General features: G+C 71.7%; 27 protein-coding genes. 12 read left to right on the forward strand and 15 right to left on the reverse strand.

Features of this window, described 5'->3' with window-relative positions; translation table 11 throughout:
* Window positions 1-31: 31 nt before the first annotated feature.
* Entirely contained in the window at window positions 32-715 is a 684-nt protein-coding gene (locus IR212_RS13775) for a DedA family protein (RefSeq protein WP_194396445.1), read from the reverse strand.
* Between the two features lie 142 nt (window positions 716-857).
* On the reverse strand, window positions 858-1,406 hold the full coding sequence (locus tag IR212_RS13780) for a DUF6264 family protein (RefSeq protein WP_228479331.1): 549 nt from the start codon (window positions 1,404-1,406) through the stop codon (window positions 858-860).
* On the opposite strand from IR212_RS13780, the gene aspS reads away from it, so the two are divergent.
* A complete protein-coding gene (gene aspS, locus IR212_RS13785; RefSeq protein WP_194396447.1) occupies window positions 1,297-2,637 on the forward strand; it encodes an aspartate--tRNA(Asn) ligase in 1,341 nt (446 codons plus the stop codon). The two genes, IR212_RS13780 and aspS, sit on opposite strands and share 110 nt — an antisense overlap.
* Window positions 2,638-2,685: 48 nt before the next feature.
* On the opposite strand, the gene IR212_RS13790 is transcribed toward aspS, so the two are convergent.
* From IR212_RS13790 to IR212_RS13810, 5 genes are all read right to left on the reverse strand, one after another.
* Window positions 2,686-2,931 carry a glutaredoxin family protein gene (locus tag IR212_RS13790; protein WP_194396448.1) on the reverse strand — a complete coding sequence of 82 codons (246 nt, stop codon included), beginning with the start codon at window positions 2,929-2,931 and terminating at the stop codon, window positions 2,686-2,688.
* Window positions 2,932-2,939: 8 nt separating this feature from the next.
* Window positions 2,940-3,233, reverse strand: a complete 294-nt coding sequence (locus tag IR212_RS13795) for a rhodanese-like domain-containing protein (RefSeq protein WP_194396449.1) — start codon at window positions 3,231-3,233, stop codon at window positions 2,940-2,942.
* A gap of 106 nt (window positions 3,234-3,339) precedes the next feature.
* Window positions 3,340-3,438: a 30S ribosomal protein bS22 gene (locus IR212_RS13800; protein WP_003792170.1), complete on the reverse strand. Its 99-nt coding sequence runs from the start codon at window positions 3,436-3,438 to the stop codon at window positions 3,340-3,342.
* Between the two features lie 81 nt (window positions 3,439-3,519).
* Window positions 3,520-3,711, reverse strand: a complete 192-nt coding sequence (locus IR212_RS13805) for a helix-turn-helix domain-containing protein (protein WP_019182077.1) — start codon at window positions 3,709-3,711, stop codon at window positions 3,520-3,522.
* A gap of 108 nt (window positions 3,712-3,819) precedes the next feature.
* Window positions 3,820-4,749: a TetR/AcrR family transcriptional regulator gene (locus IR212_RS13810; protein WP_194396450.1), complete on the reverse strand. Its 930-nt coding sequence runs from the start codon at window positions 4,747-4,749 to the stop codon at window positions 3,820-3,822.
* Window positions 4,750-4,845: 96 nt separating this feature from the next.
* On the opposite strand from IR212_RS13810, the gene IR212_RS13815 reads away from it, so the two are divergent.
* Together IR212_RS13815 and IR212_RS13820 are read left to right on the forward strand one after the other, a co-directional pair.
* Window positions 4,846-5,772: an ATP-binding cassette domain-containing protein gene (locus tag IR212_RS13815; RefSeq protein WP_194396451.1), complete on the forward strand. Its 927-nt coding sequence runs from the start codon at window positions 4,846-4,848 to the stop codon at window positions 5,770-5,772.
* Complete coding sequence (locus tag IR212_RS13820; RefSeq protein WP_194396452.1) at window positions 5,769-6,566, forward strand: ABC transporter permease; 798 nt, start codon at window positions 5,769-5,771, stop codon at window positions 6,564-6,566. The genes IR212_RS13815 and IR212_RS13820 overlap by 4 nt, the downstream gene beginning before the upstream one ends.
* Window positions 6,567-6,588: 22 nt before the next feature.
* On the opposite strand, the gene IR212_RS13825 is transcribed toward IR212_RS13820, so the two are convergent.
* Window positions 6,589-6,999, reverse strand: coding sequence for an ArsR/SmtB family transcription factor (locus IR212_RS13825; RefSeq protein WP_194396453.1), 411 nt, complete (start codon window positions 6,997-6,999; stop codon window positions 6,589-6,591).
* 87 nt (window positions 7,000-7,086) lie between these two features.
* On the opposite strand from IR212_RS13825, the gene IR212_RS13830 reads away from it, so the two are divergent.
* From IR212_RS13830 to IR212_RS13840, 3 genes are read left to right on the forward strand one after another with little or no spacing between them, the layout of a single operon-like run.
* Window positions 7,087-8,535: a TrkH family potassium uptake protein gene (locus IR212_RS13830; RefSeq protein WP_194396454.1), complete on the forward strand. Its 1,449-nt coding sequence runs from the start codon at window positions 7,087-7,089 to the stop codon at window positions 8,533-8,535.
* Window positions 8,528-9,199, forward strand: a complete 672-nt coding sequence (locus IR212_RS13835) for a potassium channel family protein (protein WP_194396455.1) — start codon at window positions 8,528-8,530, stop codon at window positions 9,197-9,199. Before IR212_RS13830 ends, IR212_RS13835 begins: the two co-directional genes overlap by 8 nt.
* Window positions 9,200-9,243: 44 nt before the next feature.
* Window positions 9,244-9,621 (forward strand): nuclear transport factor 2 family protein, encoded by a 378-nt coding sequence (locus IR212_RS13840; protein WP_194396456.1) that lies wholly within the window; start codon window positions 9,244-9,246, stop codon window positions 9,619-9,621.
* Window positions 9,622-9,628: 7 nt separating this feature from the next.
* Here the strand turns inward: IR212_RS13840 and proC are convergent, their stop codons facing one another.
* Window positions 9,629-10,474: a pyrroline-5-carboxylate reductase gene (gene proC / locus IR212_RS13845; protein WP_194396457.1), complete on the reverse strand. Its 846-nt coding sequence runs from the start codon at window positions 10,472-10,474 to the stop codon at window positions 9,629-9,631.
* Window positions 10,475-10,555: 81 nt separating this feature from the next.
* On the opposite strand from proC, the gene IR212_RS13850 reads away from it, so the two are divergent.
* The 4 genes from IR212_RS13850 (at window position 10,556) to IR212_RS13865 (ending at window position 13,835) form a co-directional block, all read left to right on the forward strand.
* Window positions 10,556-10,984, forward strand: coding sequence for an ArsR/SmtB family transcription factor (locus IR212_RS13850; protein WP_194396458.1), 429 nt, complete (start codon window positions 10,556-10,558; stop codon window positions 10,982-10,984).
* 1 nt (window position 10,985) lies between these two features.
* On the forward strand, window positions 10,986-11,663 hold the full coding sequence (locus IR212_RS13855) for an SRPBCC domain-containing protein (protein WP_194396459.1): 678 nt from the start codon (window positions 10,986-10,988) through the stop codon (window positions 11,661-11,663).
* Window positions 11,664-11,799: 136 nt separating this feature from the next.
* On the forward strand, window positions 11,800-12,909 hold the full coding sequence (locus tag IR212_RS13860) for an alpha/beta hydrolase (RefSeq protein ID WP_194396460.1): 1,110 nt from the start codon (window positions 11,800-11,802) through the stop codon (window positions 12,907-12,909).
* Complete coding sequence (locus tag IR212_RS13865) at window positions 12,909-13,835, forward strand: LLM class F420-dependent oxidoreductase (RefSeq protein ID WP_194396461.1); 927 nt, start codon at window positions 12,909-12,911, stop codon at window positions 13,833-13,835. Before IR212_RS13860 ends, IR212_RS13865 begins: the two co-directional genes overlap by 1 nt.
* Before the next feature lie 17 nt (window positions 13,836-13,852).
* Here IR212_RS13865 and IR212_RS13870 read toward each other — a convergent pair whose 3' ends face one another.
* Complete coding sequence (locus tag IR212_RS13870) at window positions 13,853-14,578, reverse strand: DUF2306 domain-containing protein (RefSeq protein WP_194396462.1); 726 nt, start codon at window positions 14,576-14,578, stop codon at window positions 13,853-13,855.
* Between the two features lie 79 nt (window positions 14,579-14,657).
* Window positions 14,658-15,089 carry a nucleoside deaminase gene (locus tag IR212_RS13875; protein ID WP_194398689.1) on the reverse strand — a complete coding sequence of 144 codons (432 nt, stop codon included), beginning with the start codon at window positions 15,087-15,089 and terminating at the stop codon, window positions 14,658-14,660.
* A gap of 94 nt (window positions 15,090-15,183) precedes the next feature.
* Here IR212_RS13875 and upp point away from each other — a divergent pair, with 94 nt between their 5' ends.
* Entirely contained in the window at window positions 15,184-15,816 is a 633-nt protein-coding gene (gene upp, locus IR212_RS13880) for a uracil phosphoribosyltransferase (RefSeq protein WP_194396463.1), read from the forward strand.
* On the opposite strand, the gene IR212_RS13885 is transcribed toward upp, so the two are convergent.
* The 4 genes from IR212_RS13885 to IR212_RS13900 all read right to left on the reverse strand — a co-directional run bounded on the left by IR212_RS13885 (window position 15,801) and on the right by IR212_RS13900 (window position 21,994).
* Window positions 15,801-17,114 carry a type III PLP-dependent enzyme gene (locus tag IR212_RS13885; protein ID WP_194396464.1) on the reverse strand — a complete coding sequence of 438 codons (1,314 nt, stop codon included), beginning with the start codon at window positions 17,112-17,114 and terminating at the stop codon, window positions 15,801-15,803. The genes upp and IR212_RS13885 overlap by 16 nt on opposite strands.
* The gene (locus IR212_RS13890; protein WP_194396465.1) at window positions 17,111-17,647 is read right to left on the reverse strand and encodes a hypothetical protein; all 537 of its coding nucleotides are present in this window, start codon (window positions 17,645-17,647) and stop codon (window positions 17,111-17,113) included. The genes IR212_RS13885 and IR212_RS13890 overlap by 4 nt, the downstream gene beginning before the upstream one ends.
* Before the next feature lie 228 nt (window positions 17,648-17,875).
* A complete protein-coding gene (locus tag IR212_RS13895) occupies window positions 17,876-18,196 on the reverse strand; it encodes a DUF3467 domain-containing protein (protein WP_194396466.1) in 321 nt (106 codons plus the stop codon).
* Between the two features lie 93 nt (window positions 18,197-18,289).
* Entirely contained in the window at window positions 18,290-21,994 is a 3,705-nt protein-coding gene (locus IR212_RS13900; protein WP_194396467.1) for an AAA domain-containing protein, read from the reverse strand.
* Window positions 21,995-22,191: 197 nt separating this feature from the next.
* Here IR212_RS13900 and IR212_RS13905 point away from each other — a divergent pair, with 197 nt between their 5' ends.
* Window positions 22,192-24,288: an NAD(+) synthase gene (locus tag IR212_RS13905; protein WP_194396468.1), complete on the forward strand. Its 2,097-nt coding sequence runs from the start codon at window positions 22,192-22,194 to the stop codon at window positions 24,286-24,288.
* Window positions 24,289-24,293 lie beyond the last annotated feature (5 nt).

The raw sequence follows: 24,293 nt of genomic DNA on the forward strand, positions 1-24,293 counted from the left end.
ACGTGGGCCGGTTCTGTGGGGCCGCTGAGCGTCAGTCGAGGTCGGGCTCGGCGCCACCCGCGCGCTCGGCGAGCAGTGCGCGGATGCGGACGACGAGGAACCAGGCGACGGCGAGCGCCGAGACGCCGATGACGACGTACTGGAGGACGTCAGCGTAGCGCTCGACGATGTGCCACGACTCGCCGAGGAAGAACCCCGACAGCACGAAGATGCAGTTCCAGATCAGACTGCCCGCCGCGGTGAGCAGGGCGAAGCGCCAGACCGGCATCCCGGTGACCCCCGCGGGGATCGAGATGAGGCTGCGGAAGATCGGGATCATGCGCCCGAAGAACACCGCCTTGCCGCCGTGCCGCCCGAACCACGCCACGGTCCGGTCGATGTCCTCCGGGTGCAGCAGCGGAACCTTCGCCGCGATCGCGCGCAGGCGGCGGAGGCCCAGCCACGCGCCCAGCCCGTAGAGGAGCAGCGCGCCGGCCAGGGAGCCCGCGGTGGTCCAGACCAGCGCCTCGACGAGCGAGAAGGACCCGCGGCTGGCGGCCAGTCCCGCCATCGGCAGGATCACCTCGCTCGGCAGCGGCGGGAAGAGGTTCTCCAGGGCGATGGCGATACCCGCGCCGATCGGCCCGATGACTTCCATCAACGACACCGCCCAGTCGGACAGCGTGGTCAGCCACGACCCGTCGGTGGCCGGTGCGGTCGTCGTCGCATTCGTCATTCGTCGGATTCCCGTCCGTCGGTGGCAGCTGTGTGGCGGCGGCCGCGAACCGTCCGGACGCGACGACACCACGCTACGGAACGAAGTTGAGCGAATCCCGGGGGCAGACCCCCGAATGCCGGTGGGGCTTCCCGCGGGGAGGTCAGGCGCTGGAGACGCCCGACGAGGTGACGGCGAACGCGAGGACCAGCGAGAGCACGATGAGCGCCGCGCCGACGAGCGGCACCCAGAACGCGAGCCGGCGCTTGACCATCAGCACGATCGCCACCACCACCGTCAGCGCGAACGCCACCCAGGGCAGGATCATGCCCATGAGCCAGCCGAGCGTGATCAGCTCCGTGCTGCACTCCCGCACGCCGCAGGAGTCCGAGCCCATCACGAGGAAGATGCCCATGAACGACGCGAGTGCCGCCAGCACGCCGTCGGCCACGAGCAGGACGATGGTGACGATCAGATCGAGGGTCTTCACCGGCGGCTTCGCCGGGGGCGGGGCGGCGGCGGAAGCGCCGGGATACGCGCCGGTCATGCCCGCATCGTAGCGCGACCGCTCCGGCGAGCCGCGGCGCCTAGACTTGTCGCTCGTGAGTGAACGCGTCCTCGTCAACCAGCTGCAGGGTCTCGCCGACGGCCCCGTCTCCGTCTCCGGGTGGGTCGAGACCGTCCGCGACCAGAAGAAGGTGCAGTTCGTCATCCTCCGCGACGAGACCGGCGCGGTGCAGCTGGTCAACCCCGCGACGCGTCCCGCCGAGGACGGCGCGGAGCAGGATGCCGCCGCCCTCGCCCTCACCGACCTCATCTCCACCCTCGCCACCGGCACCTTCCTGACGGTGACGGGCGACCTCAAGCACGACGAGCGCGTGAAGCTCGGGGGTGTCGAGATCAAGATCGCGGCGCTGGATGTCGCGGCATCCGCTCTGCCCGAGACCCCGATCGCCGCCGACTCGGGACTCGACAAGCGGATGGACTGGCGATTCCTCGACCTGCGCCAGCGCCGCAACAACCTGATCTTCCGCGTGCAGACCACGCTGGAGCACGCGTTCCGCACGTACTGGATCGAGCGCGACTACATCGAGGTCCACTCGCCGAAGCTCATGGCGTCGGCATCCGAGTCCAATGCCGAGCTGTTCGAGGTGCCCTACTTCGAGGACAAGACCGCCTACCTCGCGCAGTCGCCGCAGTTCTTCAAGCAGATGGCGCAGGTGGCAGGCTTCGGCAAGATCTTCGAGATCGCCCCCGCGTTCCGCGCGGACCCCTCGTTCACGTCGCGCCACGCCACCGAGTTCACCTCGATCGACGCCGAGATCAGCTGGATCGACTCGCACGAGGATGTCGCGCGCATGCAGGAGGAGCTGCTGCAGGCCGGGTTCCAGGCGGTCAAGGACAAGCACGGCGCCGAGATCCAGGAGCTCTTCGGGCTCGACGTGGAGGTTCCCGCCATCCCGTTCCCGCGCATCCCGCTGGCCGAGGCGCGCGAGATCGTCCGGAGCCGCGGCTATGAGATCCCCCGCACGGACGGCGACCTCGACCCCGAGGGCGAGCGCCAGATCTCCGCGCACGTCGAGGAGACCTACGGCCACCAGTTCGTTTTCATCACGGACTACCACCCCGAGATCCGCGCGTTCTACCACATGCGCGACGCCGAGACCGGGCTCACGAAGTCCTACGACCTGCTGTTCAAGGGCGTCGAGATCACGACGGGTGCGCAGCGCGAGCACCGCGTCGACGTGCTCATCGAGCAGGCCAGGGAGAAGGGCCTGGAGCCGGAGCACCTGGACTTCTACTTCGACTTCTTCCGCTACGGCGCTCCGCCCCACGGCGGGTTCGGCATGGGGCTCGCGCGCGTGCTCATGCTGCTGCTCGGTCAGGACTCGATCCGCGAGGTCACCTACCTCTTCCGCGGTCCCACGCGCCTGGCGCCCTGACGACCGGAGAGCGGATGCCGCGGCACGGCGTGCGGCTCGCGGGACGGTTCAGCCGCTGAGCGCTGCGCGCAGGCGGTCGGGCGACACCCGCCAATGGCCGTGCAGCTCACCGTCGATGAGCACGACCGGGATCTTCTCCCACCACTGCGCATAGAGGGCGGCGTCGTCGGCGATCGACAGCTCCTCGACCTCGACCGCATCTTCCGGCAGCTCGGCCACGACGGTCTCGACGACCTCGCGGGCGACGTCGCAGAGGTGGCAGTCGGGCTTGCCGATGAGGGTGAGGGTCGTCACGGCGCGGCTCAGCGCTCGACGGGGTAGCCCGAGGCGATCCAGTCGTTGGTGCCGCCGTCGACGTTGGTCGCGTCGTAGCCGCGGGCCTCGAGGGCCTCGACGACGCGTCCGGAGCGCCCACCGACGGCGCAGATGACGTCGAAGGCTCCGTCGGGCAGCTCGTGCAGCCGGTCGCCGAGGGCCGACATCGGGATGTTGATCGCGCCGGGCACGCGCCCGGCGGCGAACTCGTCGACCTCGCGCACGTCGATCAGCGGAACGCCGGTGCGCTCGCGCAGCTGCTGGACGGTGATGGACTTCATGGATGCCTCTCGGGACGCGGACCGCGCAGACACGAAGCGCCCCCTTCCGACCGGTGCTGAGCTTGTCGAAGCGCAGCGCCGTGGGGGCGCTTGGTGCGGATACCGCTTACTTCTTGTTGCGGCGCTGGTGGCGAGTCTTGCGAAGCAGCTTGCGGTGCTTCTTCTTCGCCATGCGCTTGCGGCGCTTCTTGATGACAGAACCCACGGAAAACCTCACAATGTCGGGGTCTGGGCGCGGCGTGTGCGCGCCCGGGAACGGGCAGATACGAAAATGCCTCGGAACAGTCTAGCCGACGTCGGCGATCGGCCGTTGCAGGGCCTCGGTCACCGCGGACTCGGGAACGCGGTAGCTGCGGCCGAAGCGCACGGCCGGCAGCTCGCCGGAGTGGACGAGGCGATACACCGTCATCTTCGAGACCCGCATCAGCTCGGCGACCTCGGCCACCGTGAGGAAGCGCACATCGGGCAGTTCCGCCATGTCGATCCCCTTCCCCAGACGTCTTGCGATCACTTTAGACGGACGTAGACCAGCGTGTAAACCGGGGCCGATGTCAACTCGTGTGGCAGATGGTGCGAATGCGCGCGCTCACGTCTCGGACCGCTGCCGCGCCCGGCGCTCGCGCGCCTCGCGGGCGGCCTGCCGCTCGAGCTTGCGGGCGTCACGGAGCGCCTTCTCGGCGGCGCGGACGGCCCGCTGCGCCTCCCGGTAGCTCTTGTCGTCGGCGATGTCCGCGTCGTCGGGTGCGAACCAGGACTCGCGGGCGGGACGTGCGCCGGCCCCGATCGCACCGATGTAGTCCGCGACTCCCTCCAGCCCGCGCGCGAGGGCGAACGAGAACGGGTCCGACTCGTCCAGGAACGCGCCGGCCTCGATCGCCGCGCGCAGCTCCGGGTAGGCGTCCGCCGTGATGAGCGCACGGAACATCGCGTCCTCCCGGCGGGCGATCTCGTCGTCGCGCAGCCCCTGTTCCCGCTCGACCCGCGCGTACGCGGTGAGGACCGTGCCCGCCCAGCGCGCCGTCCCCGTCACCAGCAGCATCACGGCGAGGCGCTCCTCGTACGACAGCGGCGTCTCGGCGAGCGCGCTGAGGCCGGCATCCATCCAGGCGGCGCTGTTGGGCGTGGCGGGCACGCCGGAGAGTGGGATCTCGAGCACCCAGGGGTGGGCGAGGTAGTGCTGCAGCTGCTCGCGGTACAGCGCCTCGAGGCGCTCCCGCCAGCCCCCTGCGGTGCGGGTGGCCTCCGACGGCGCGCCCGTCGCCTCCTCCTGCATGAGGAGCACCAGATCGTCCTTCGCGCTGACGTACCGGTACAGCGACATCGGCGTGAACCCCAGCCGCGCCGCGACCGCCGCCATCGAGACCGCCCCCAGCCCCTCCGCGTCGGCGATCTCGACGGCCGCCTCGACGATCCGCTCCACGCTCATCTCGCGCTTCGGACCCCGCTGCGGAGTCGCCGCGACGCCCCAGGCCAAGGCGATGCCGCGCGGAAGCTCGGGCTCGGCTGCGTCGGACATGCGGTCAGTCTAGGACTGTTTACCTTGTACACATAGCGAGGGTGTGATAAACAGTTACCGCTATAAACAGTTTATGCCGTACTCGAAAGGACTGCCATGCGTTCCCCCACCGCTCCACCGGTCATCGCGGTCGACGGACTCCGCAAGACGTTCGGTCGCCAGCGCGTGCTCGACGGCCTGTCGTTCGACGTCCAGCGAGGGGAGGTCTTCGCTCTGCTCGGCCCGAATGGGGCGGGGAAGACGACGACCATCAACATCCTGACCACCCTCGTGCGACCCGATGCCGGAACTGCAGTCGTCGCCGGCTTCGACGTGACGGCCGCACCGGAACAGGTGCAGCGTCGCATCAGCCTCACCGGGCAGGCCGCCGCGGTCGACGACGCCCTCACCGGTACCGAGAACCTCGTGATGCTCGGGCGGCTCTCCGGACTCTCACGTCGCGCCGCGCGAGCCCGCGCCGCCGAGCTGCTGCAGCAGTTCGCACTGACGGATGCCGCCACCCGCCGCGTCGGCACCTACTCCGGCGGCATGCGCCGACGCCTCGACCTCGCGCTGAGCTTCGTCGTGGCCCCCGAGGTGCTGTTCCTGGACGAGCCCACGACGGGCCTCGACACCCGCAGCCGGCGCGAGCTGTGGGACGTCATCCGCTCGCTCGCCGACGCGGGCACGACGGTCTTCCTCACCACCCAGTACCTCGAGGAGGCCGATCAGCTGGCCGACCGCGTGGCCGTGCTCGACGGCGGACGGGTCGTCGGCAGCGGCACCGCCGCGGAGCTGAAGGCGCGGGTCGGAGGCGACGCGGTCCAGGTGCACGACGCGCAGGGCGCACTCCTGCGCGAGGTTCCCACGGACGGCTCGGTGTCGGGCCTGCGCCGGGCGCTGGACGTGCTCGACGAGTCGGGGACCCAGGGCGTCGTCACCCTGCGGCGGCCGAGCCTCGACGACGTCTTCCTCACCCTCACCTCCCCCGACGGCCGCGGCGCGGTGCGCACGACCGCCGAGACCGCCAAGGAGCTCGCATGACCGCCGTCGCCCCCACCCCTGCCGTGCGCCCGCGCATCTCGGGGCTCACCGCCGAGAGCGTCTTCGTCGGTCGCAGCCTGCTGCACTCGATGCGTGACGGCGAGTCGCTGGTCATGGCGATCATGCTGCCGGTGCTGCTCATGGTGCTCTTCACGTACGTCTTCGGCGGGGCCATCGATCCCTCCGGGGGCTACGTGGACTACGTGGTGCCGGGCATCATCCTGCTGTGCGCCGGCTTCGGCGCCGCCTCCACGGCCGTGTATGTCGCCAACGACATGAAGGCGGGGATCATCGACCGCTTCCGCACCATGCCGCTGCGATCCGGCGCGGTGCTCACCGGCCACGTCGTCGCCAGCCTGCTGCGCAACCTGCTGGCCACGGGCATCGTGATCGGCGTCGCGCTGCTGGTCGGCTTCCGCCCGACGGCCGATCTCTGGGGATGGCTGGGCGCTGTCGCGCTCATCGCGCTGTACATCCTCGCGATCACCTACCTGTTCGCCGCCATCGGCCTGGCCGCCGGCAGCCCCGAGGCCGCGAACGGCTACGGGTTCATCATCCTGTTCCTGCCCTACCTGTCCAGCGCCTTCGTCCCGGTCTCGACGATGCCCGAGTGGCTGCAGTGGGCGGCGGAGAATCAGCCGGTCACGCCCATCATCGAGGCGCTGCGGAGTCTGTTGATGGGAACCCCGATGGGTGACGCGGCGTGGTGGGCGGTCGGCTGGTGCCTGGCGATCCTGATCGTCTCGTTCGCGTGGGGCGCGTGGCTCTTCCGGCGCAAGGCGGGGCGGCGCTGAGCCATCGCCGTCGCCGGGCCGGTCACCGGCCCGGCAGTCGCCGGAGCGCGTTCTCCAGCGCGTGCTTGGCGGATGCCGCCGCGCGGCCGACCACCTCGGCCGCGTGCGCGGCGCCGTCCGGCAGCGCAGCCGCGGCACCGTCGCCGGGTTCGGCGGCGCCGTCGTCGAGGAAGGGCACGAGCCAGTCGTCCACCTCGTCGAGCGGGCCTGCGGACAGGCTGTAGTAGCGGTGCTGCCCTTCTTCGCGCACCGACACCAGGTGGGCGTCGCGCAGCACCTTCAGGTGCTTCGAGACCGTCGGCTGGCTGGCGCCGAGCTCGGTCACGATGTGCGAGACGCTGGTGCCCCGGTCTCCGGCGGATGAGCGGTCGAGGAGGAGTCGCAGGATGTCGCGACGCGTTCTGTCCGCAATCACGTCGAAGATGTCCGCCATAGGCTCAGAGTAGTCGGGACCCCTGCGGAGTACCATGAGGGCGCCCCGCCCCCGAGGGCAGGTGGCCGGCGACGCGGAGGAGTCCAGATGACGGATGGCAGGCGAGGCGCCCGCGTCGCACCTCGACTCCGCCTGCGCGTCATCGGCCACGCCGTCGTGGAGTTCTTCCGCGAGCTCACCCAGCGCTCCCCCGCGCGGTTCGCGATCATCATCTTCCTCTCGCTGATCCTGGTGTTCACCGGGCTCTTCTCGCTGCCGATCGCCTCGGCGGACGGCCAGGTGACCCCCTTCGCCGACGCCTTCTTCACCGCCGTCTCGACGATCTGCGTCACCGGGCTCGCCACGGTCGACATGGCCACGCACTGGTCGCCCTTCGGTCACGTGCTGGTGTTCGTCGGCGTGCAGATCGGCGCTCTGGGCGTGCTCACGCTGGCCTCGATCCTGGGCCTGGTGATCTCGCGCCGGCTCGGGCTGCGCGCGAAGCTCATCGCCGCGAGCGACTCGAATCCGCTGCGCACCCACGGCGGGCCGGTCAACGAGAGCCAGACGGTGCAGCTGGGCCAGATCGGCAGCCTGCTGGCCACGGTCGCGCTGTCGACCCTCGTCATCGAGGCGATCATCGCGGTGCTGCTCTTCCCCGGTCTGATCCTCGCCGGCGTCCCGTGGCATGCGGCGCTCTGGGAGGCCCCGTTCTACGCGGCGATGGCGTTCACGAACACCGGGTTCACCCCCAACGCGGAGGGCCTCGAGCCGTTCCGCCACGACTACTTCTTCCTGACCGCGCTGATGGCGGGCGTCTTCCTCGGCTCGATCGGGTTCCCGGTCATCTACACGCTCCGCCGCGAGCTGTGGCACGTGCGCCGCTGGTCGCTGCACGCCAAGCTCACCCTCATCACCACGGTGCTGCTGTTCTTCGCGGGCGGTGCGGTCTTCCTCGTCCTCGAGTACGACAACCTGCTCACGCTCGGCACCGAGGACGCGTGGGACACCACCTTCCAGGCGTTCTTCCTGTCGGCGATGACGAGATCAGGCGGGTTCGCGATCCTCGACATCGGCGAGCTCAACCAGTCCAGCCTGCTGGTGGGATGCATGCTCATGTTCGTCGGCGGCGGGTCGGCCTCCACCGCCGGCGGCATCAAGGTCACCACGCTGGCGGTCATCGCGCTCGCGGTCGTCTCCGAGGCGAAGGGACGCGCCTCGAACCAGGTGTTCGGACGGCGCATCCCCAGCGACGTGCTCCGGGTCGCGCTGTCCGTGGTGGCGTGGGGCGCGACCATCGTCGCCATCTCCACGATCATCATCACGCAGATCACCAAGGCCGACCTCGGGGACGTCCTCTTCGACGTCATCTCCGGCTTCGCCACCGTCGGCCTGTCGACCGGCCTCACCGAGACGCTCCCCGATCCGGCTGTGTATGTGCTGGCGATCACGATCGTGATGGGGCGCGTTGGTACAGTGACACTCGCAGCGGCGGTGGCCGCGGCATCCCGTTCGCAGTTGTACTCGCTGCCTGTCGAAAGGCCGATCGTTGGTTGAGCGGATCAGGGGCGACGCGCCCGTGCTCGTGATCGGACTCGGTCGCTTCGGCGCCGCCTGCGCCGGGGAGCTGGACCGGCTCGACCGGGAGGTGCTCGCGATCGACGAGAGCCTCGACCTGGTGCAGAAGTGGTCCGAGCGCGTGACGCACACCGTGCAGGCCGACGCGCGCAACATCGATGCGCTCAAGCAGATCGGCGCCCAGGACTTCCAGGTGGCCGTGGTCGCCGTCGGCTCGCTGATCGAGGCATCCGTCCTCATCACGGCCAATCTCGTCGACCTGAAGGTGCCGCAGATCTGGGCCAAGGCGGTGTCGCAGTCGCACGGCAAGATCCTCGCGCGCGTCGGCGCCAACCACGTGATCTATCCCGAGCGGGAGGCCGGCGAGCGTGTCGCCCACCTCGTGAGCGGACGGATGCTGGACTTCATCCGGTTCGACGACGACTTCGCGCTGGCCAAGCTCTACCCGCCGAAGTTCATCCGCGGCGTGGGCCTGAACGAGTCGGGGGTGCGGACGAAGTACAACGTCACCGTCGTCGGCGTGAAGAGCCCGGGCAAGCCCTTCCGCTACGCCGAGGCGAACACCGTGGTCACCAACCACGACCTCATCATCGTGTCGGGCACGAACTCCGACATCGAGAGGTTCGCGTCGCTCGAGCGGTGACCCGGCGGCGTGCGGATGTCGGCGGGGCGGAGCAGACTGACCCCATGAGCGACCGAGAGAGCACCGCCGCCGACGCCGAGCGCTGGCTCGACGCGTACCGCCGCGCGTGGACGAGCAACGATCCCGACGACATCCGGGCGGCCTTCACCGACGATGCCGAGTACCGGACCGAGCCGTTCCGGGCGCCGATCAGCGGCCACGACGCGATCGTCGCCTCGTGGCTGGAGCGGCAGGACGAGCCGGGGACGTGGCAGTTCGATGCGCGCGTCGTCGGGGTGGACGGCCGCCGGGTCTTCATTCAGGGCGAGACGCGATACGCCTCCGGCACGACCTACAGCAATCTGTGGGATGTCACGCTCGCCGACGACCCACGCGCGAGCTCGTTCACCGAGTGGTGGATGGATCACGCGCGGCCGAGCTGACCCGGCCTCACCCGCCGGCGGCGAGTTCCTTCGCGCGGGCGAGCGCCGCATCGGTGGCCTCGGCGAACACCTCGTCGAGCCGGGCCTGCTGCAGCACGGCGATGGCGCGCTCGGTGGTGCCCTTGGGACTCGTGACCCGCCGGCGCAGCTCGGCCGGCTCATCGGCGGATGCCTCGAGGAGCGCGGCTGCGCCGATGAAGGTCTGCTCGGCCATGAGTCGCGCCTCCGCGCGCGCGAAGCCCTTGTCCATCGCGGCCTTCGTGAACTCCTCGACCAGGAGGAAGAAGTACGCCGGACCCGAGCCCGAGATGGTGGACAGTGCGTCGATCTGCGACTCGGGCACCTCCACGACGGTGCCGACCGTCTCGAAGACGCGCCGAGCCGTGTCCACCGCCGCGGGGTCGGCGTGATTCCCCGCCGCGAGGCCCGTCACCGCGCGGCCGACCAGTGCCGGCGTGTTGGGCATGGAGCGCAGCACCGCGACGCCGTCGCCGAGGATCTGCTCGAACGTCGCGATCGTCACGCCGGCGGCGAGGCTGACCACGACGGCTCCCGGCCGCACCGCCGGCGCGATCTCGCGCAGCAGGCCGGGCACCATCGCCGGCTTGACGCCCACGAGGATGACGTCGGCAGCGGCGGCGGCATCCGTGTTCGCCGTCTCGTGATCCTCCAGCGCGACGCTGGTCACCGCGGCGAGGCCGTCGAGCTCCGCGGCCTTGGCCCGCGAGCGGTTGGTGGCGGTCACCCCGCCGCCCGCGAGCCCGGACCGGGAGATCCCGCGGGCGATGGCGCCGCCCATCGAGCCGGCACCGAGGATCGCGATGGGAGGAAGCAGCGTGGGGCGAGAGGGCATGGCGTCATCCTACGAGCGGCGGGGCGGGCATCCGTTTCAAAAAGCCTTGACTTATATAAGCCAGAACGCAATGATGAACCCATGCACGCGCTGGACGTCCTCGGTGATCCGGTCCGGCGGCGCATCCTCGAGCTCCTCGCGGAGGGCGAGCTGAGCGCCGGCCGGATCGGCGCCGCGGTCCAGCGCGAATTCGGCATCTCCCAGCCGGCCGTGTCGCAGCACCTCCGGGTGCTGCGCGAGGCGGGTTTCGCATCCGTCCGCCCTGACGGCACCCGGCGCCTGTACGCGATCTCCCCCGCTCCGCTCGAGGACGCGGCGGCCTGGTTCGACCCGTTCCGCCGCTTCTGGCAGCCCCACCTCGATGCCCTGGCGACGGAGCTGGCGCGCGGCCGACGCGAACGGCGACGTCGGGAGGCGGGCGCTCAGGACGGTCCGGCCGCGGGGTCCGGGGCGACGGAGCCCGCGCCCCGACCCGAGACATCAGAACCGACAACCCCGCAGGAGGAGTGACATGGTGGACGTACAGGCGCAGGTCGCCGCGGTGACGCGCGAGATCGCAAGCGACGAGATCGACGGATTCCCGTCGCGCGTGCAGACGCTCGCGCAGACGTACCCGTCACCCATCGACGACGTCTGGGACGCCGTGACGAGCGCGGCGCGCATCGCCCGGTGGTTCCTGCCCGTCTCGGGCGACCTCGTGCTGGGCGGCAGGTACCAGTTCGAGGGGAACGCCGGGGGCGAGATCCAGGAGTGCGCAACGCCGGCGGACGGACGCGCGCACTACAAGGCGACCTGGGAGTACGGCGGCGGCGTGACGTGGCTGACCGTCCGCCTGACCGCGGAGGGGCCGGAAGCCACTCGCCTCGAACTGGAGCACGTGGCCCGCACCGACGACGTCCCGGACGGCTTCTGGGAGACGTACGGCCCCGGTGCGACGGGCGTCGGCTGGGACGGCGGACTGCTCGGCCTGTCGCTGCACCTGTCCGGCTCCGGCGACGGGCCGACGCCGGCCGAGGCCGAGGCGTGGGCGCTCTCGAACGAGGGGCGGGCCTTCTACCGCGCGGCCGCCGACGGCTGGGGAGCGGCCCATGCCGCCGACGGGACGGACGCCGAGACGGCTCGCCGGGCCGCCGACAACACCTACGCGTTCTACACCGGGCAGACCCCGGAGGCCGACGGGACGCCGTGAGGCGCGACGCCGCTCGCGGGCCGGCGCGCCGGTGGCGGCATCCGCACCCGGAAGTCGATTGCGCGCGACGCGGGCCGGTCTATTCTCATGAGTGCGGGGGCGCTGAGGCTCCCGCAGGACGTGGGAGGCACCCGACATGACCCTCTTCGACGGCATCATCGCACGCCGCGTCGAGACGCCCGACCTGACCGTGAACGTGCTCGAGCGGGACGGCGACGACCCCGCGACGCCCCCCGAGCGGACGATCGTCTTCGTCCACGGCAACGTGTCGTCGTCGCTGTTCTGGCAGCCGCTGATGCTCGACCTGCCGACCGATCTCCGCGTCATCGCCATCGACCTCCGCGGCTACGGCGGCACCGAGCACGCGCCCATCGACGCCACGCGCGGGATGCGGGACTTCAGCGACGACGTGCGGGCGACCCTGACGGCGCTGGAGATCCCCACGGCCCACTTCGTCGGATGGTCGATGGGCGCCGGTGTGATCATGCAGTACGCCCTCGAGCACTCCGTGCTCAGCCTGACGCTGGAAGCACCGATCTCGCCGTACGGCGTCGGCGGCACGCGCCCGGACGGCAGCCGCCTCACGGACGACGACGCCGGCTGCGGCGGCGGCACCGTGAACCCGGACTTCGTGCAGCGCCTCATCGACCATGACATGAGCGACGACCCCAACTCTCCCCGCAGCGTCTTCCGCTCCGGGTACGTCGCACCCGGCTTCCAGACCCCGCACGAGGACGTGTGGGTGGAGTCGATGCTCACCACGTCCACCGCCACGGGCAACTACCCGGGCGACTCTGTGACGAGCGAGAGCTGGCCGGGATTCGCGGCCGGCAGGATCGGCGTGCTGAACGCGATGGCTCCCGGTCACTGCGACCTCAGCGGGATCGTCGGGCTCGACCCGAAGCCGCCGGTGCTCTGGATCCATGGGCGCCTGGACCCGATCGTGTCGGACGCGTCCTTCTACGACTACAACAACCTCGGAAAGCTCGGCATCGTGCCGGACTGGCCGGGCGACGACATCGCGCCGCCGCAGGCCATGGTGTCGCAGACGCGGGACGTGCTGGCCCGCTACGCCGACGGCGGGGGCGAGGTCACCGAGCTCGACCTCGAGGACGTCGGCCACACCCCGCACTTGGAGCGGCCCGCGGAGTTCCGCCATGCGCTCCTCGAGGTCATCGGATACGTCGGGCACCCCAGCGACCCGGCGCCGCCGACCGAGACGATCATCCTCCGGTCATCCGACTGATGGAGTACTGCGTCTTCACCGAGCCGCAGCAGGGAGCGAGCTACGACGACCAGCTGGCGTTCGCCCAGACGGCCGAGCGGCTCGGTTTCGACGGATTCTTCCGCTCGGACCACTACCTCCACATGGGAGACGGAGAGGGGCTCCCCGGTCCCACCGACGCGTGGACGACGCTCGCCGGCCTCGCCCGCGAGACCTCCCGGATCCGCCTCGGCACCCTGGTCTCGTCGGTGACCTACCGGGTGCCGGGCGTGCTCGCGATCCAGGTCGCGCAGGTCGACGCCATGTCGGGCGGCCGCGTCGAGCTGGGCCTGGGCACCGGCTGGTTCGCGCGCGAGCACGAGGCGTACGGCATCCCTTTCCCCGCGAAGCGGTTCGACCTCCTCGAGGAGCAGCTCGAGCTCCTCACGGGCCTGTGGAGCACCCCCGCGGGCGAGACCTACAGCTTCGAGGGCGCCCACTACCGGCTGACGGATGCCCCGGCCCTGCCGAAGCCGGTCCAGCGGCGGATCCCGCTCATCGTGGGCGGCGGCGGGCCACGGCGCACGCCGGACCTCGCGGCACGGTACGCGACGGAGTTCAACATCGGCTTCCGCTCGGAGGAGGAGTCGGCACAGAAGTTCGCCGGCGTGCGCCAGGCGTGCGAGCGGGCCGGACGCGACCCGGCGTCGCTGAAGCTCTCGGTCGCGCTGCCCACGGTGGCCGGGGCATCCGCCGCCGACCTGGACCGTCGCGCCACCCGCATCGACCGGACCGTGGACGAGCTGCGCGGCGACGTCAACATCGTCGGCGACCGCGACGAGATCGTCGCGAAGGTCGAGCGCCTCGCGGCGCTCGGTGCCCAGCGCGTGTACTTCCAGCTCCTCGACCTGCAGGACGTCTCGCACGTCGAGTACCTCGGCGAGGTGCTTCCCCACCTCCCCCGCTGAGCCCGATCGGGTCCGCGTCAGGCGGGCAGGCGGTACGACGGCAGGCCGCGACGGCGGATGAGCCACTCCGCGACCACGAGGTTCGGCAGCCAGCTGAGGAACGGCACCGCCGCGTAGGCGTCGGCGAACGCCGCATCGAACTCCCAGGGGAGGCCGAGCGCGAGGGGCGCGAGCAGCAGCACCGGCAGCCAGAGCCGAAGGGTCACCGCCGCGTAGGTCAGTGCGTAGTTGCGGATCATCCACGCGCGGTGGCTCGGGACGTCGCCGCGGCGGATCGCCCGGTAGGCCCGCCACCCCGTGATGAGCCAGAGCACGCCCAGCGCCCCGAAGCCGAAGAGCCCGACGTACCCGGCGGGGCTCGACGGCGCGATGACCAGGCCGGCGACCCCGCCGATGCCGACGCCGACGAGATAGACGCGGCCCGTCCAGCGGTGCAGGCGCGGCAGGCGCGCCCGCAGCCCGCGCCAGAACTGCAGCGGACCGGCGAGGAGCGCGACGGCACCGCCGGCGATGTGGGCGTACAGGGCCCCTTGCACGAGCGGATGCGCCTGCGCGTACGTCGGCGCGAGGCCGACCTCGCGCTCGGCGAGCTCGGCCAGCGACGCGCTGAAGTAGGGAACGGCCGAGAACGCGACGATCGCGACGGCGGTGAGCAGCACGAAGGTCCAGCCGACGCGGGAGCGCACCCCACCGGAGCGCGCGACGGCTGGGGCGGTGCGGACGGGTTCGATGAGGCGGGTCACGAGCGTCACGCTAGGCCCGGGCGTCGCCTGCCCAGCAGGGTGCAGACCCCCCGACGCCCGGGGGCTGACCCCCGCATCGTCAGCGGCGGGCGTCGAAGAACGTGCGCAGGAGAGCGGATGCCTCGCCCTCGCGCAGTCCCGCCACCACCTCGGCCCGGTACGGCAGGCGCCGGTCGCGCACGACGTCGTAGACCGATCCCGCCGCGCCGGCCTTCTCGTCCCACGCGCCGAACACGAGACGCGACACCCGGGACTGCAGCACCGCGCCGGCGCACATCACGCACGGCTCGAGGGTCACCACGAGCGTGCACCCCTCCAGATTCCACGAGCCGAGCGCGGTCGCGGCCGCCCGCAGCGCCACGACCTCGGCGTGGGCCGTGGGGTCGTGGTCGCGTTCGCGAAGGTTGCGCCCCTCGCCGATCACCGCCCCCGCGTCATCCGTCACCACCGCTCCGACGGGGACGTCACCCGCTTCGCCCGCCAGCGCCGCAAGCGCGAGCGCGCGATCCATCGCGGCGAGGTCGGCCGACTGGTGCTGCACACGATGAGCGTAGCCGCGCGGATCGACCCGGGCGCGACGGCCCGGACGCACTACCCTGGGGCGTATGCGCCTGCACGTCGCCGACCACCCCCTCATCACGCACAAGCTCACGGTGCTGCGCGACCAGCGCACCTCGTCGCCGGTGTTCCGTCAGCTCACCGAGGAGCTCGTGACCCTGCTCGCCTACGAGGCGACCCGCAAGGTCCGCGTCGAGCAGATCGAGATCCAGACCCCCGTCACCACCACCACCGGGGTCAAGATCGGCGACCCGCGGCCGCTCGTCGTGCCGATCCTCCGCGCCGGCCTGGGCATGCTGGAGGGAATGGTGAAGCTGATCCCGACCGCCGAGGTCGGGTTCCTCGGCATGGTGCGCAACGAGGAGACCCTCGAGCCGTCGACGTACGCCGAGCGGCTGCCCGACGACCTCAGCGATCGCCAGTGCTTCGTGCTCGACCCGATGCTGGCGACCGGCGGCTCGCTGGGCGCGGCGATCGAGTTCCTGTTCCGTCGCGGCGCGCAGGACGTCACGGCGATCTGCCTGCTCGGCGCCCCCGAGGGCGTGGCGGCGATCGAGAAGCAGGTCGACGGGCGCGACGTCACGCTGGTGCTCGGTGCGCTGGACGAGCGGCTCAACGACAAGGGCTACATCGTGCCGGGCCTGGGCGACGCCGGCGACCGTCTCTACGGCACCGTCTGACCCTCTGCCACCGGCAGTCCGTCCGCGGGGGCGGCGGCCGGCCGCACCGCGGCAGCGGCACCGGGAACCGCCCAGGTGCCGACGATCGCGACCGGCGTGAACGGACGGCCGTTGAACCGCGTCGCGGTGACGGTCGTGTACGCCCCCATCGTCGGGCTGATCAGCAGGTCGCCGAGCTGCAGGTCGGGCAGCAGCACCTCGCGCGCGACGACGTCCGACGAGTCGCAGGTCGGGCCGGCGAGCGTCGCCCAGCGGTGGTCGTCCGGCGGACGCCGGCGACCCCGGGCGTCGGTCGCGCCGAGGTCGCGCTCGGCGAACACGAGCGGATGCACGTCCTCGGTGAGCACGTTCGAGTACGACCCGTACAGGCCGTCGTCGAGGTAGTACCACCGCCCGTCGGCGCGTTCGGCGACGCCCACGACGCTCGTGACGAGGCTCATCGCCTCGGCCACCATGACCCGCCCCGGTTCGGCGATGATGTCCAGTCGGCGCGCGTGCGGCGCCAGCACCGGTCGCAGCAGCGCGGCGATCGCGTCGATGCCGGCTGCCTCGCTGTCGTACGAGGCCGGCAGGCCGCCGCCGATGTCGAGGGTGTCGAACCGGACGTCGAGGCGCCGCTCGAGGATGCCCATCAGCTCGAGCGTGTCGGCCGCCGCCGCGGCGAAGCGCGGGGGGTCGTCGAGCTGGCTGCCGACGTGATAGCTGAAGCCCGCGACCCGCACGCCGGCCGACAGCGCGCTCTCGACGAGCCGCGCGGCCTCGAACGGCCCGACCCCGAACTTACTCGACAGGTCGCTCTTGGCGTGCGGACTGCGGTAAGCCAGCCGCACCAGCAGCCGCGTGTCGGCCGGTGCGCCGCGGAACTTCGCGATCTCGGCCTCGTTGTCCACGACGAACACGCGCACACCGGCGGCGAGCGCTTCGGCGATCTCGGCCGGCTTCTTGATCGGATGCGTGTGGATGATCCGCGTCGCCGCCACCCCGCGTCGCGTGAGCAGCCGCAGCTCTTCGCCGGTGGCGACGTCGAAGCCGCATCCTGCGCTGTCGAGGACGTCGAGGACCGCGTCATGGGCGAGCGCCTTGACGGCGTAGTGGAAGCCGACCAACGGCAGGGCCGCCCGCAGCCGCCGGTACTGCGCCTGGACGCGGCCGGGGTCCAGCAGCAGCACCGGAGTGCCGTGCACGGCGATTGCGGCGCGCGCAGCGACCGTGGACAGGAGAGCGGATGCCTCGGCCCGGCGGCGGTCCTCGTACGGGCGGGTGGTGCGCGGCTCACGCCGCAGCGTGCTGAGGTTCATGATGTCACCGGGGTCCGGCGACGCCCGTCGCGCAGACCGGTCCGGGCCGTCACCGTGAAGGAGCCGGCGGCGATGGAGTAGAAGACGAGGTCGGCGGCGACCTTGCCGGCGAGCATGCCCCACAACGGGTCGGGAAGGAGCCAGACGCCGAGCATGAGGGCGGCGGGGCGGATCACGAAGGTGTCGAGGAGCTCGGCCGCGCCGAACTCCGCCAGCAGCAGCATGCCGGTGCGGGCCACCGCCCGCCGCCAGGTCGCGGACACCTGCGCCTGCTCGCTGTAGATGGTGACGGCCAGCACGAGGTAGAACCCGAGGGTCTCCCCCGCGAGCGCCGCCAGCGCGATGAGCGGTGCGGATTCGGTCCAGATGGTGGCGAGCAGGCCGGCGAACACCATCGCGGCGGTCCCGACCAGCTCCGCGGGCAGGTAGCGGATGATCCAGAAGACCGGGCCGCGACGCCGGGAGGCGGCATCCGTCCGCGTGTCCTCCGTCGCCGTCACGGTCGCGGCGATCGGGTCCTCGATGGTGGTCATGGCGCCCTCCTCGCTGTGGAGGAGGAGGGCGGGCCGAGCGTGATACCCGGACAGACCGGCGCGGCATCCGCCCCTCGCCGAACGGATGCCGCGCCTCAGCGTCTGTGCGACGCATGGCCCACCCAATCACGGGAGGAAAAGACCCCCAACGGGGTTGACATCCTCGTGCCGGATGCTTAGAAGCCGCCGCGGCGTGGGGTGAGCCTGGGAAACGTGGGTGTCGGCTGCTCAATCCCCGAGTGACGGCTCCTGCGGATTGCTGCGGCCGGTCTCGCGCTCCCAGAACTCCAACTGCTGGGTCAGCGCCTTGGCGAGCTCGAACACCTGGTCGGGCGGGATGCGGATCCGGCTCACGACGCGCGCCGGCACCACGGTGTGACGCTGGCCGGTCTCGGCGTCGACCTGCTCCCGCGGCGGCTGCGCGAGGGTGAGGAAGTCCATCACGAACACCGTCGGCGTGTGCCACACGTTGGCGAAGTCGGCGTAGGCGCCGCCGATCAGTTCCGGCGGAAGGTCGATCTCGAACTGCTGCGATGCGTCGTCGGCCATGCGGGCTCCTCTTCGGGCGTCGGGTCTCGCGGCGAGGGACCGGCGGAAGAGCCGGTGATGTCGGTGCGACGTGTGCGCGAGTCTACGCGGCGGTCAGCCGCGCCCGACCAGCCGCGCGAAGCCGCTGAGGCGGGCCACCCCCTCCGGCGTGTAGGGGAGGTCGTCGAGCAGCCCGGGCGAATACACGAGGTACGCGGTGTGCATCGCGCGCGAGATGGCGACGTTCAGCCGGTTGCGCAGCAGCAGGAACTCCAGGCCCCGGGGTGCGTCGCGCCCGCTGGAGGCCGCGAGCGACACGATCGCCACCGCCGCCTCCTTGCCCTGGAATTTGTCGACCGTCCCGACGGGGACTTCAGCGAATCCCGCCGCGGCGAGGGCGGCCTCGACCGCCACCTGCTGCGCGTTGTACGGCGTGACCACGATGATGTCGCGCGGCTGCAGCGGGCGCGGCGGCATCGCCACCGAGGCGGATGCCGCTGCGGACTTCCGCTCGGCGTCGTCGGTCGCCACGTCGGTCCAGTCGCGTCCGACGAGGTCCGCGACGAGGCGAGCCACCTCGGCTGCCTCCTCGAGCGACTGCGTGGCGTTCCCGCGGTGCCGCAGCGGCACGGGCACCAGGCCCGGCGGGATGCCGGCGATCCGCCGCAGCGTGGTCGAGGGGTGGGCCTCGAGCTCGCCCCGGTACGACAGCGTCGAGACGGGGGCGGCGACCTCGGGCCGCATGCGACGGGTCTGGGCCAGGAAGTAGCCGTACTCGGGCAGCACGACGTCGGCGCCGTCCATCACCCAGCCGAGCGCCGACGTGTCGACCGGCGCCGGATGGGTGCCCTGACTGACCTGCGGCAGCTGCTGGGGGTCGCCCAGCAGCAGCAGCCGGGGGGCGGCGAGCGACACCGCGATCGTCGAGGCCAGCGAGAACTGCCCCGCCTCGTCGACGACCAGGAGGTCGAGGCTGCCGCGCGGCACGCGCCCCTCGTGGCTGAAGTCCCACGCGGTGCCGCCGATCACATAGCCGGATGCCTCGTGCTCGGCGGTGAAGGCGGCGACGCCGTTCTTCGGCAGCACGGTGAAGGTGTGCGGGTCCGACGGATCCTTCGGCGCCTTGCCGACCTGGGCGGCGGGGACGCCCGCCTGGATGACCCGGTCGAGGAGCTGCTCGATCGTGGCGTGACCTTGGGCGACGACTCCGACCTTGTAGCCGTGCTCGCGCACGAGGCGGGCGATGACGTGGGATCCGACGTAGGTCTTGCCGGTGCCCGGCGGACCCTGCACGGCCAGGTAGCTGCGGTCGAGGTCGCGGACGGCGCGTGCGATCGCGTCCACGGTATCGGTGTCTGCGGACGGCAGCGCCCCCGCGACGGCGCCGTCCCGAGCCGGTCGGAGCCGCGGCGGGCGCCGGCACAGGATGTCGGTGGCGGGGTCGGCCGGGAGGTCCGGCGCTGCGGCGATGACGGCATCCGCCCACGCGTCGATCGCGGCCTGCTGGTTGCCCGCCGCTGGGGGCGCCTGCGGGGTCAGCGCCAGGGGCAGCTGGGTCCAGGTGACGCCGTCGACCGCGGTCTCCTCGATCACGGCGCCGTCGTCGAGCACCTCGATGACGGTGACCGAGCGGGCGGAGTGGATCCAGCGCGGCGAGGGCTCGAACGGGTAGGGGGCCGGCAGCTCGTACAGCGCGAAGGGATGGGTGCCTTCGCTCAGGCGCGTGCCCGGCGCCACGTCGCCGCGCAGTTCGACGATGCGGCGCTCGCCGCCCCGGCCGCTCTCCGAGAAGTGCCAGTCCTCGCGGACCCGGCTGCGTGCGGGGTCGATCGCAACGACGTCGCGCGTCTCGTCCCACAGCGACACCGGCTCGCGCAGGCGCAGGAAGTGGGTCGCCCAGAACGACTTCGCCTCGCGCGGGTAGTAGTCGATCGCGGCGGCGCCGAGGCGGAGGGACCGGGCCGCCACGGAATCCTCCGGATGGCCGTGCGCGAGCGCCTCGAGCATCGTCGCACGCGGCGACGGCTCGTAGGCACGCTCGTCGGGCTCGGGGTTGGGTGAGGGCACCAGCGCCGCCTCGCGCGCCCGGTCGACGAGCCAGTCGCGCAGGCGGCGGGTCGACACGCAGTCGTAGCGGTTGTAGTCGGCCAGATCGTCCAGCACGAGCCGCGCCTCGACATCATGCCCGTCGGCAGCGAGAGCGCGCGCCTCGACATAGCGGACGATCGAGTCGTCGCCCTTCTGCACGTCGCTCGTGCGCACCTCGTCGCCCATGTAGAGCGGCTCGAGCTTCTTGATCGAGTATGAGCGCGACCCGACGCGCAGCGCGCGACGCACGATGGGGTACAGGTCGACGAAGACGCCGTCGCGCAGGAGCCGGTCGACGTCGGCCTCGCGCACGCCGTGCCGCGCGGCCATCGCCAGCAGGTGCGTCGGCTCGTAGGGCGCGTAGTGGTAGATGTGCATGCCGGGGAACTGCTGGCGCCGCAGGTTCACGATGTCGAGGAACGCCTCGAGGGCGCGCCGCTCGTCGGCGAACGAGTGCGCCCACAGGGCGGTGTACTGCTCGCGGCTGTCGACCCACCCGAACAGGTAGTCGATCCCCCACTGCGTGGGCTCGCCCGGCAGCGGGGGCTCGGTGTGCAGCGGATCGCCCTCGAAGTCGAAGAAGAGGTCGCCGTGGTCGGGCCGCGGCAGCGCACCGAGCGCCTTCGGGGCCACCACCTCGAACACCGGGACGGGCGGCGCCTCGTCGGGGGCGGCCTCGGGCTCGTCGACGAGCGCGCCGATCCCGAGCCGGGCGGCCTCCGGCTGGGTGGTGGCCGCCCCGGGCCCCACCGCCACCGCCGCCGCAGTGACGACGGCCGCCGCGGGCTTCGGCGCGACGAGCGGCGGCGTTCCGGCCGGGCTCTCCAGCTGCAGGCGCGCCTGGGTGCGCAGCGAGGCGAACACGTCGGGGTTCATCGCCGCGGGGCCGCGGGCGGCGTGGGCGAGCTGCTCGATCGTCGCGATGCCGGCGGCGCGCAGGCGCTCGCGCTGCACCGGCCGCATCCCCGCCACCAGGAGCAGGTCGCGGGATGCCACGACCTCGGCGTCGCACGTCGCGCAGCGTCCGCACGCGACGACCGCGAGGTCGCCGCGGGGGTCTCCCCACGCGATCGGCGCACCCGCCGGCCCCTGCTCGAGGCGACGATCGGCGATGAGGGCTTCGAGCCGCTCGCGCCGCAGTGCGAAGACGGGCAGCAGGTCGTCGACCTCGTGCTCGCTGACGCTGCCGTCGCCGAGCAGCAGCTGCACGCGCCCGGCGCGGGGCACGCCCAGCCGGTCGAGCTGGTCGACGTACGCCGCGAGCTGCATCAGCGCGGTCACGCGGGCGTGGCGGGCGAGCTTGGTGTCCTGCACGAGCCACGGCCGGTCGGCTGCGGGTCCCGCCGACGGGTCGCGCACGAGGAAGTCCGCGAAGCCGACGAACGACTCGGTGGCGAATGCCGCCTGGTAGACCACCTCGGCGTCCGACGCCAGGGCCGCAGACGTGAGAGCGACCGCATCGGCCAGGCCCGCGGCATCCGACGACCTCGTCTCGGGGATCTGGACCACCCGGTCGCCGAACCGCGCGACGTAGTCGGCGAGCACGCGCCGCTCGTGCACCGTACCGAGGCGTCCGGCGCGCTCGAGGGTGAGGTCTTCGGGCTCTTCGACGGCGGCGATGCGCCCCAGCCGCGCGTCGATCGCCCGCAGCCACGCGAACTCGCATTCCGCGGCGGCCTTGAGGTCGCTCGCGCTCCAGACGATCCGGCCTTCGTCTTCGATGTATCGCATGCCCTGCCCTTCCCCCACGACCCTAGCCGCGGCCCCCGACACCTCCCGCCCCGATGCCCAGACCACCTCTTCTCGCCGAAGCCACCCGCGACGGACGGTCCGCGACGGGTGGTTTCGGCGAGAAGAGGTGGATTGGGCACAGAGTGACGTGGGAGCAACCCCGGCACCGCCCGCGACGCACCTGCCAGACTGAACCCATGAGCCTCCCCTTCGAGAGCGCGTACCGTCACGGATTCGCCCGCATCGCAGCGTGCACGATCCCGATCTCGATCGCCGATCCGGTCGCGAACGCCGACGCGGTGCTGGCATCGGCGCGGGAGTGCGACGCCGAGGGGGTCGCGGTCGCAGTCTTCCCCGAGCTGTGCCTGACCGGCTACAGCATCGAGGACCTCGTCATGCAGGACGCCGTGCTCGACGGCGTGGCGGCGGCGGTCGAGCGGCTGGTGGCGGCATCCGTCGATCTGCTTCCGGTGATCGTGGTCGGCGCGCCGCTGCGCCACCGCAACCGCCTCTACAACTGCGCCGTCGTGATCCACCGCGGCGAGCTGCTGGGCGTCGCCCCCAAGTCGTATCTGCCGACCTACCGCGAGTTCTACGAGCGGCGCTGGTACGCGCCCGGCGACGACCAGGCCGGGCAGGACATCCGCGTCGGCGCCCTGGAGGCGCCGTTCGGCCCCGACCTGCTGTTCGAGGCGCTCGACATCCCCGGCCTGGTGGTGCACGTCGAGGTCTGCGAGGACGTCTGGGTGCCCATCCCGCCGTCGTCGGCCGCCGCGCTGGCGGGCGCCACGGTGCTGCTGAACCTCAGCGGCAGCCCCATCACGATCGCCCGCGCCGAGGACCGCAAGGACCTCTGCAAGTCGCAGTCGCTGCGCTGCCTCGCCGCGTACGCGTACGCGGCCGCCGGGCAGGGGGAGTCCACGAACGACCTGTCGTGGGACGGTCAGACCATGATCTACGAGGGCGGCAACCTGCTCGCCGAGACCGAGCGCTTCCCCGACGGGCCGCGCCGCTCGGTCGCCGACGTCGATCTCGACCGCCTCCGTCAGGACCGCCTGCGCCAGGGCACGTTCGACGACAACCGGCGGACCTGGACGGATGCCTCGACCGGCGCGGGTGCGAACGCCTTCCGCATCGTGCACTTCGAGCTCGATCCGCCGCCGACCGGCATCGGGCTGCGCCGCGTGCTCGACCGCTTCCCGTTCGTGCCGGACGACCCCGAGCGCCTCGCCCTGGACTGCTACGAGGCGTTCAACATCCAGGTGTCCGGACTCGTCCAGCGCATGCGGGCGATCGGCGGCCCGAAGCCCGTCATCGGCGTGAGCGGGGGCCTCGACTCGACGCACGCGCTGCTGGTGGTGGCGCGCGCCATGGACGTCATGGGCCGCCCGCGCACCGACATCCTCGCGTACACCATGCCCGGCTTCGCCACGAGCGAGCACACCAAGTCCAACGCCATCGCCCTCGCCGAGGCGGTGGGGGCGTCGATCGAGACGATCGACATCCGTCCGCTCGCGCTGGAGATGCTCGAGCGCCTCGACCATCCGTTCGCCGACGGCGAACCGGTGCACGACATCACCTTCGAGAACGTGCAGGCGGGTCTGCGCACCGACTACCTCTTCCGCCTGGCGAATCACCACGGCGGCATGGTGATCGGCACGTCCGACTTGTCGGAGCTCGCCCTCGGCTGGGCCACGTACGGCGTGGGCGACCACATGAGTCACTACGCCGTCAACGCGGGCGTGCCGAAGACCCTGATCCAGCACGTCATCCGGTGGGTGATCTCGCACCGCGGCGACGAGGGAGGCTCGGCCGATCTCAGCGACCGCGCGCGCGAGGTGCTGCAGTCGGTCCTCGACACCGAGATCTCGCCCGAGCTGGTCCCGGCCGGGCAGGACGGCAGGATGCAGTCGACCGAGGACCGCATCGGCCCGTACGCCCTCCACGACTTCGCGCTGTACCACGTGCTGCGGTTCGGATTCCGGCCGTCGAAGATCGCGTTCCTCGCCGCCGCGGCGTGGGGCGACAAGGATGCCGGCGCATGGCCGCCCGGGTTCCCCGACGAGGACCGGTATGCGTACGACCTCCCCACCGTCGTGAAGTGGCTGCAGGTCTTCCTCAAGCGTTATTTCGCCTTCGCGCAGTTCAAGCGGTCGGCGATCCCGAACGGGCCCAAGGTCTCGCCGGCGGGGTCGCTGTCGCCGCGAGGCGACTGGCGCGCCCCGTCCGACGGCAACGCCCGGGCATGGCTGGAGGAGCTGAAGTCGGCGCTCCCCGAGCTCGTCCAGGAGTGACGGCG

It is taken from the genome of Microbacterium atlanticum (genome assembly GCF_015277815.1).
In the GTDB taxonomy this organism is placed as follows: domain Bacteria; phylum Actinomycetota; class Actinomycetes; order Actinomycetales; family Microbacteriaceae; genus Microbacterium; species Microbacterium atlanticum.

What these genes read in the sequence shown, in the direction of transcription:
- IR212_RS13905 (WP_194396468.1), top strand. Translation starts at nt 22,192, where the DNA reads ATGAGCCTCCCCTTCGAGAGCGCGTACCGTCACGGATTCGCCCGCATC.
- IR212_RS13825 (WP_194396453.1), bottom strand. Translation starts at nt 6,999, where the DNA reads ATGGCGGACATCTTCGACGTGATTGCGGACAGAACGCGTCGCGACATC.
- IR212_RS13810 (WP_194396450.1), bottom strand. Translation starts at nt 4,749, where the DNA reads ATGTCCGACGCAGCCGAGCCCGAGCTTCCGCGCGGCATCGCCTTGGCC.
- IR212_RS13900 (WP_194396467.1), bottom strand. Translation starts at nt 21,994, where the DNA reads ATGCGATACATCGAAGACGAAGGCCGGATCGTCTGGAGCGCGAGCGAC.
- IR212_RS13890 (WP_194396465.1), bottom strand. Translation starts at nt 17,647, where the DNA reads ATGACCACCATCGAGGACCCGATCGCCGCGACCGTGACGGCGACGGAG.
- IR212_RS13775 (WP_194396445.1), bottom strand. Translation starts at nt 715, where the DNA reads ATGACGAATGCGACGACGACCGCACCGGCCACCGACGGGTCGTGGCTG.
- IR212_RS13795 (WP_194396449.1), bottom strand. Translation starts at nt 3,233, where the DNA reads ATGAAGTCCATCACCGTCCAGCAGCTGCGCGAGCGCACCGGCGTTCCG.
- IR212_RS13805 (WP_019182077.1), bottom strand. Translation starts at nt 3,711, where the DNA reads ATGGCGGAACTGCCCGATGTGCGCTTCCTCACGGTGGCCGAGGTCGCC.
- IR212_RS13830 (WP_194396454.1), top strand. Translation starts at nt 7,087, where the DNA reads ATGACGGATGGCAGGCGAGGCGCCCGCGTCGCACCTCGACTCCGCCTG.
- IR212_RS13865 (WP_194396461.1), top strand. Translation starts at nt 12,909, where the DNA reads ATGGAGTACTGCGTCTTCACCGAGCCGCAGCAGGGAGCGAGCTACGAC.
- upp (WP_194396463.1), top strand. Translation starts at nt 15,184, where the DNA reads ATGCGCCTGCACGTCGCCGACCACCCCCTCATCACGCACAAGCTCACG.
- IR212_RS13885 (WP_194396464.1), bottom strand. Translation starts at nt 17,114, where the DNA reads ATGAACCTCAGCACGCTGCGGCGTGAGCCGCGCACCACCCGCCCGTAC.
- IR212_RS13780 (WP_228479331.1), bottom strand. Translation starts at nt 1,406, where the DNA reads ATGACGAACTGCACCTTCTTCTGGTCGCGGACGGTCTCGACCCACCCG.
- proC (WP_194396457.1), bottom strand. Translation starts at nt 10,474, where the DNA reads ATGCCCTCTCGCCCCACGCTGCTTCCTCCCATCGCGATCCTCGGTGCC.
- IR212_RS13895 (WP_194396466.1), bottom strand. Translation starts at nt 18,196, where the DNA reads ATGGCCGACGACGCATCGCAGCAGTTCGAGATCGACCTTCCGCCGGAA.
- IR212_RS13855 (WP_194396459.1), top strand. Translation starts at nt 10,986, where the DNA reads ATGGTGGACGTACAGGCGCAGGTCGCCGCGGTGACGCGCGAGATCGCA.
- IR212_RS13850 (WP_194396458.1), top strand. Translation starts at nt 10,556, where the DNA reads ATGCACGCGCTGGACGTCCTCGGTGATCCGGTCCGGCGGCGCATCCTC.
- IR212_RS13820 (WP_194396452.1), top strand. Translation starts at nt 5,769, where the DNA reads ATGACCGCCGTCGCCCCCACCCCTGCCGTGCGCCCGCGCATCTCGGGG.
- IR212_RS13875 (WP_194398689.1), bottom strand. Translation starts at nt 15,089, where the DNA reads ATGGATCGCGCGCTCGCGCTTGCGGCGCTGGCGGGCGAAGCGGGTGAC.
- IR212_RS13840 (WP_194396456.1), top strand. Translation starts at nt 9,244, where the DNA reads ATGAGCGACCGAGAGAGCACCGCCGCCGACGCCGAGCGCTGGCTCGAC.
- IR212_RS13860 (WP_194396460.1), top strand. Translation starts at nt 11,800, where the DNA reads ATGACCCTCTTCGACGGCATCATCGCACGCCGCGTCGAGACGCCCGAC.
- IR212_RS13815 (WP_194396451.1), top strand. Translation starts at nt 4,846, where the DNA reads ATGCGTTCCCCCACCGCTCCACCGGTCATCGCGGTCGACGGACTCCGC.